The organism is Stenotrophomonas sp. GZD-301 (assembly GCF_049310345.1).
Lineage (GTDB): Bacteria > Pseudomonadota > Gammaproteobacteria > Xanthomonadales > Xanthomonadaceae > Stenotrophomonas.
Window position 1 is genome coordinate 1 of sequence record NZ_JBMOWY010000019.1, and the last position, 5,377, is coordinate 5,377.

General features: G+C 67.8%; 6 protein-coding genes. All 6 read left to right on the plus strand.

Features of this window, described 5'->3' with window-relative positions:
* Nucleotides 1-1,225 (plus strand): anthranilate synthase component I family protein (locus tag ACO6VK_RS04880; RefSeq protein WP_422505822.1); only part of this gene is annotated, 1,225 nt, incomplete at its 5' end.
* A 60-nt stretch (nucleotides 1,226-1,285) separates the two neighbouring features.
* Nucleotides 1,286-2,077 (plus strand): SIMPL domain-containing protein, encoded by a 792-nt coding sequence (locus tag ACO6VK_RS04885; protein WP_422505823.1) that lies wholly within the window; start codon nucleotides 1,286-1,288, stop codon nucleotides 2,075-2,077.
* 2 nt (nucleotides 2,078-2,079) lie between these two features.
* The gene (locus tag ACO6VK_RS04890) at nucleotides 2,080-2,658 is read left to right on the plus strand and encodes an anthranilate synthase component II (RefSeq protein ID WP_422505824.1); all 579 of its coding nucleotides are present in this window, start codon (nucleotides 2,080-2,082) and stop codon (nucleotides 2,656-2,658) included.
* Between the two features lie 32 nt (nucleotides 2,659-2,690).
* Nucleotides 2,691-3,728 carry an anthranilate phosphoribosyltransferase gene (trpD, locus tag ACO6VK_RS04895; protein ID WP_411852426.1) on the plus strand — a complete coding sequence of 346 codons (1,038 nt, stop codon included), beginning with the start codon at nucleotides 2,691-2,693 and terminating at the stop codon, nucleotides 3,726-3,728.
* A gap of 72 nt (nucleotides 3,729-3,800) precedes the next feature.
* Nucleotides 3,801-4,604 (plus strand): indole-3-glycerol phosphate synthase TrpC, encoded by an 804-nt coding sequence (gene trpC / locus ACO6VK_RS04900; protein WP_422505825.1) that lies wholly within the window; start codon nucleotides 3,801-3,803, stop codon nucleotides 4,602-4,604.
* A complete protein-coding gene (locus tag ACO6VK_RS04905; protein WP_422505826.1) occupies nucleotides 4,601-5,317 on the plus strand; it encodes a haloacid dehalogenase-like hydrolase in 717 nt (238 codons plus the stop codon). Before trpC ends, ACO6VK_RS04905 begins: the two co-directional genes overlap by 4 nt.
* Nucleotides 5,318-5,377: the final 60 nt, after the last annotated feature.

Genomic DNA, 5,377 nt, shown 5'->3' on the forward strand with positions numbered 1-5,377 from the left:
GGTCGTGCTCACGCGTTATGTCTCCGACCTCCTAATATGTTTCTATCCACCCCCCACCCCCCACTCGGTGCCCAAGCTGGCGGGCCTGCCGGGCTTCACCGGCGGTCTGGTCGGCTGGTTCGGCTTCGAGTGCATCGGCTACATCGAACCGCGCCTGGCACCGCCGCGCGGCCGCGACGAGCTGGGCACCCCGGACATCCTGCTGCTGCATTCCGAAGACCTGGCGGTGTTCGACAATCTCAAGGGCCGCCTGTACCTGATCGTGCACGCCGACCCGAGCCAACCCGGGGCGTGGGACGACGCACAGGCCCGTCTGGATGCGCTGGTGGCCAAGCTGCGCGCGCCCGGCGCGGGCTATCCGGCACCGATCACCCGCGACGTGCTGGACGAGAACGATTTCGTGTCCGGCTTCACCCGCGACGGCTTCATTGCCGCGGTCGACAAATCCAAGGAATACATCCGCGCCGGCGACATCTTCCAGGTGGTGCTGAGCCAGCGCCTGAGCGTGCCGTTCAAGGCGCGCCCGGTGGATGTGTACCGCGCGCTGCGGGCGCTCAATCCCTCGCCATACATGTACTTCCTGGATACCGGCGATGTGCAGGTGGTTGGCTCCTCGCCGGAAATCCTGGTGCGTCTGCAGGATGGTGAGGTTACCGTCCGCCCGATCGCCGGCACCCGTCCGCGCGGCGCCACGGTGGAAGAAGACAACGCACTGGAAGCCGAACTGCTGGCCGACCCGAAGGAGCGCGCCGAGCACCTGATGCTGATCGACCTCGGCCGCAACGATGCGGGCCGCGTGTCCAAGGCCGGCACGGTGGAAGTGGGCGAACAGTTCGTGATCGAACGCTACAGCCATGTCATGCACATCGTCAGCGAGGTCACCGGCCAGCTGCAGCCGGGCCTGAGCTACGCCGACGTGCTGCGCGCGACGTTCCCGGCCGGCACCGTCAGCGGTGCGCCGAAGATCCGCGCGCTGGAAGTGATCCGCGAGCTGGAGCCGATCAAGCGCAACGTGTATGCCGGCAGCATCGGCTACATCGGCTGGCACGGCGATGCCGATACCGCGATCGCGATCCGTACCGCTGTGATCAAGGACGGCCGCCTGCACGTGCAGGCCGGCGCCGGCATCGTCTACGACTCGGACCCGGGCAAAGAATGGGACGAGACCATGAACAAGGGCCGCGCGCTGTTCCGTGCGGTCGCCCAGGCCGCCAAGGGCCTGTGAGTTCCTCTGCCGTGGCGCATGCCACGGCGTCCGCTGCATCATCCAGACAAGGAATACCGCATGAAGCTGCTGAGCGCATTGCTGTTGTCGACGACACTGGCCGCCGTCGCCCCTGCGTGGGGCCAGGCCAACACCATTCCCTCGCAGCCGCACCTGCTGGTGAAGGGCAGCGCCACCCGCACGGTGATGCCGGACCGCTTCACGGTGAAAGTGGCGCTGGAAACGGTCGACATGCAGACCGATGTCGCCCGCGCGCGCGTGCAGGCCAATGCCGAACGCGTGCTGCAGCTGTTCGCCCAGCACGGCGCCATCGATGGCAGCGTGAGTGCCGCCAACCTGAGCATTGCCCCGTCCACGCGCTATCGCAACGATGAGGAGGTGTTCAACGGCACCGCCGCCAGTCGCGATCTGAAGGCCGAATTCTCCGATGCGCAGGCGCTGAAAGCCTTCCTCGGCGATCTCAAGGCCAGCCGCGAGGTGCAGGTCAGTACCGCTGAGCCGACCTACTCGGGCGAACGCCGCCTGCGGGGCGAACTGAAGGCCGAAGCCGCCGCGCAGACGCGCGAATCGGCCAAGGGCCTGGCCGGCGCGTACGGCACGACGATCACCGGCCTGTACAGCATTTCCGACGTCGCACCGAACTTCGCCTATGGCGTGCAGGCCGGCACCTGGGGCACGCAAGTCCACGATGGGTTCGGCTACAGCCGCGGAAGCGGAGGCGAAACGCTGGACAAGGTGGCCGTGACCGGGTCGCGTTACCGCGCGGCGTCGGGCGGCGAACTGCTCACCGCTGCGCCCATCACGTACACCGAGAACGTGTACGCCATTTTTCTCATCCAAGACGGACCCTGACCATGTTGTTGATGCTCGACAACTACGACAGCTTCACCTACAACCTCGTGCAGTACCTGCAGACGCTGGGCGCCGAGGTCAAGGTGGTGCGCAACGACGCGTTGAGCGTCGATGAGATCGCCGCGCTCGCCCCCGAGCGCATCGTGATTTCGCCTGGCCCGTGCACGCCCAACGAAGCGGGCGTGTCGCTGGAGCTGATCCACCGGCTCGGCCCGACCACGCCGATCCTCGGCGTGTGCCTGGGCCACCAGAGCATCGGCCAGGTCTACGGCGGCGATGTGATCCGCGCCGGCACCATCATGCACGGCAAGACCTCGCCGATCCGGCATGAAGGCAAGGGCGTGTTCGCCGGCCTGCCGGACCGCTACCAGGCCACGCGCTACCACTCGCTGGTGGTGGACAAGACCACCTTGCCGGCGTGCCTGGAAGTGACCGCCTGGACCGAGAACGACGATGGCACGGTGGAAGAGATCATGGGCCTGCGTCATCGCGAGCACCCGGTCGAAGGCGTGCAGTTCCACCCCGAGTCCATCCTCACCGAGCACGGCCACGCCCTGCTGAAGAACTTCCTGCAGCGCTGAGCGCGCCGCACCCGTACCGCAAAGGACCCCTCATGACTTTCTCCCCCCAGGAAGCCCTGCAGCGCACCATCGAGCACCGCGAAATCTTCTTCGACGAAATGGTCGATCTGATGCGCCAGGTGATGCGTGGCGAGGTGTCGCCGGTGATGACCGCCGCGATCCTCACCGGCCTGCGGGTCAAGAAGGAAACTGTGGGCGAGATCGCCGGCGCGGCCACGGTGATGCGCGAGCTGGCCCTGGCGGTGCCCGTCGAGGACCGCACCCACCTGATCGACATCGTCGGTACCGGCGGCGACGGCTCGCACACCTTCAACATCTCCACCTGCGCGATGTTCGTGGTGGCCGCCGCCGGCGCCAAGGTGGCCAAGCACGGCAACCGCAGCGTGTCGTCCAAGTCCGGCAGCGCCGATGCGGTTGAAGCGCTGGGCGCGATCATCGAGCTGCGGCCCGAGGAGGTCGCGCGCGCGATCAGCGATACCGGCATCGGCTTCATGTTCGCGCCGATGCACCATCCGGCGATGAAAGTGGTTGCCCCGGTGCGGCGCGAAATGGGCGTGCGCACCATCTTCAACATCCTCGGCCCGCTGACCAACCCGGTGGGCGCCACCAATGTGCTGATGGGTGTGTTCCACCCCGATCTGGTCGGCATCCAGGCGCGCGTGCTCCGCGAGCTGGGCGCCGAACGCGCGCTGGTGGTGTGGGGCCGCGACAACATGGACGAGATCTCGCTCGGTGCCGGCACCCTGGTCGGCGAGCTGCGCGACGGCAAGGTGCGCGAGTACGAGATCCATCCCGAAGACTTCGGCATCGCCATGTCGGCCAGCCGCAACCTGAAGGTGGCCGACCCGGCCGAGTCGATCGCGATGCTGCGCGGGGTGCTGGACAACCAGCCGGGCCCGGCGCTGGACATCGTGGCGCTCAACGCCGGTGCGGCGCTGTACGTGGCCGGCGTGGCCGACAGCATCGCCGACGGCCTGGCGCGCGCGCGGGCGGTCATTGCCGACGGCAGTGCGCGGCTGCGCATGCAGCAGTACGTCGAGGCCACCCACCGTATCCGCGCCGGCGGCTGAGTCGTTTCCCCCCTGTTTCACGCATTGCCCGCGTCTGGTCGATAATGGCCGGCCTGAAGGACCCCGACCGACATGAGCGACAAGAGCGACATCCTCGACACCATCCTGGCCCGCAAGGCCGACGAAGTGGCCGCGCGCCGTGCCCAGGTGCCGCTGGAGGCGCTGATCGCCCGGCTGGAGCAGGCCCCGCCGGTGCGCGGCTTCGCCGATGCCCTGCGCGCCTCGATCGCCGCGGGCAACCCGGCGGTGATCGCCGAGGTCAAGAAGGCCAGCCCCTCCAAGGGCGTGATCCGCCCGGACTTCCATCCGGCCGACATCGCAGTGAGCTACGAGTTCGGCGGTGCCAGCTGCCTGTCGGTATTGACCGACGTGGACTTCTTCCAGGGCAGCGATGCCTACCTGCAGCAGGCCCGCGAGGCCTGCACGCTGCCGGTGCTGCGCAAGGACTTCGTGATTGATCCCTACCAGGTGTACGAGGCGCGCGTGCTGGGCGCCGACTGCATCCTGCTGATCGTGGCCGCGCTGGACGACCGCCAGCTGGCCGAGCTGTCCGACCTGGCCATGCAGCTGGGCATGGATGTGCTGGTGGAAGTGCACGATATCGATGAACTGGAGCGTGCCATCCAGGTACCGGTGCCGCTGGTGGGCATCAACAACCGCAATCTGCGCACCTTCGAGGTGTCGCTGCAGACCACCCTGGACATGCGCCAGGCCGTGCCGCGCGACCGCCTGCTGGTCACCGAGAGCGGCATCCTCGGCCCGGACGACGTGCGCGTGATGCGCGATGCGGGTATCCACGCCTTCCTGGTCGGTGAAGCCTTCATGCGCGTCGAAGAGCCCGGCGAGGGGCTGCGTCAGCTATTCTTCAGCGCATGACTGCGATCTACCCAACGCCGCGCGAAGACGCCCCGCTGGTGGTCTTCGATTTCGATCACACCCTGTACGACGGCGATTCGGGCAGCCACCTGTTCGCCTCGCTGATCAAGCGCAACCCGCTGCGGATGCTGGCCGCGCTGCTGGTCACGCCGATCGCCGGGCCGCTGGTGGCGATGCTGCCGACCCGGCGCGCCGGTATCTCGGTATATGTGTGGATCGCCACGTTCGGCCTGCACCGTGCACGCGAGTTCAACCGCGTGATCGACGCCTACGTGCTCAAGCATGAGCCGGAACTGCGCGCCAAGCTGTTGCCGCAGGCGCTGGAGGTGTTCGCCCGGCACCGTGCCAATGGCGATCGCGTGGTGGTCGCCACCGGCGCCCCGCCGGAGCTGGCGCGCGCGATCCTGGCCTTCGTCGCCCACCAGGGCGTGCCGGTGATCGGCAGCGAAGTCGGGCCGCGCCTGGGTGCGGTAGGTGCCACCCGCCACTGCCACAACGAAGAAAAGATGCGCATGCTGCGCGAGCGCGGCTATGGCGACATCGACATCGCCTACTCGGACAGCACCGCCGACCTGCCGCTGCTGCTGGCGGCCAAGGCGCCGGTGGTGGTCAATCCGAAGGTGTCGCGTGTGGCCTATTTCCGCCAGGTGCTCAAGCCCGGCACGCCGATCCTCAACTGGGGCTGCGTGGACAGGGGCGGCGACAAGCCCTGATGCGTAGTGGGGGGGGGGGGGGGGGGAAGGTCGGCAGCTGTGTAGTGGCCTAAGGACGGC

Coding starts and splice junctions, on each gene's coding strand:
- ACO6VK_RS04885 (WP_422505823.1), top strand. CDS start 1,286: ATGAAGCTGCTGAGCGCATTGCTGTTGTCGACGACACTGGCCGCCGTC.
- ACO6VK_RS04890 (WP_422505824.1), top strand. CDS start 2,080: ATGTTGTTGATGCTCGACAACTACGACAGCTTCACCTACAACCTCGTG.
- trpD (WP_411852426.1), top strand. CDS start 2,691: ATGACTTTCTCCCCCCAGGAAGCCCTGCAGCGCACCATCGAGCACCGC.
- trpC (WP_422505825.1), top strand. CDS start 3,801: ATGAGCGACAAGAGCGACATCCTCGACACCATCCTGGCCCGCAAGGCC.
- ACO6VK_RS04905 (WP_422505826.1), top strand. CDS start 4,601: ATGACTGCGATCTACCCAACGCCGCGCGAAGACGCCCCGCTGGTGGTC.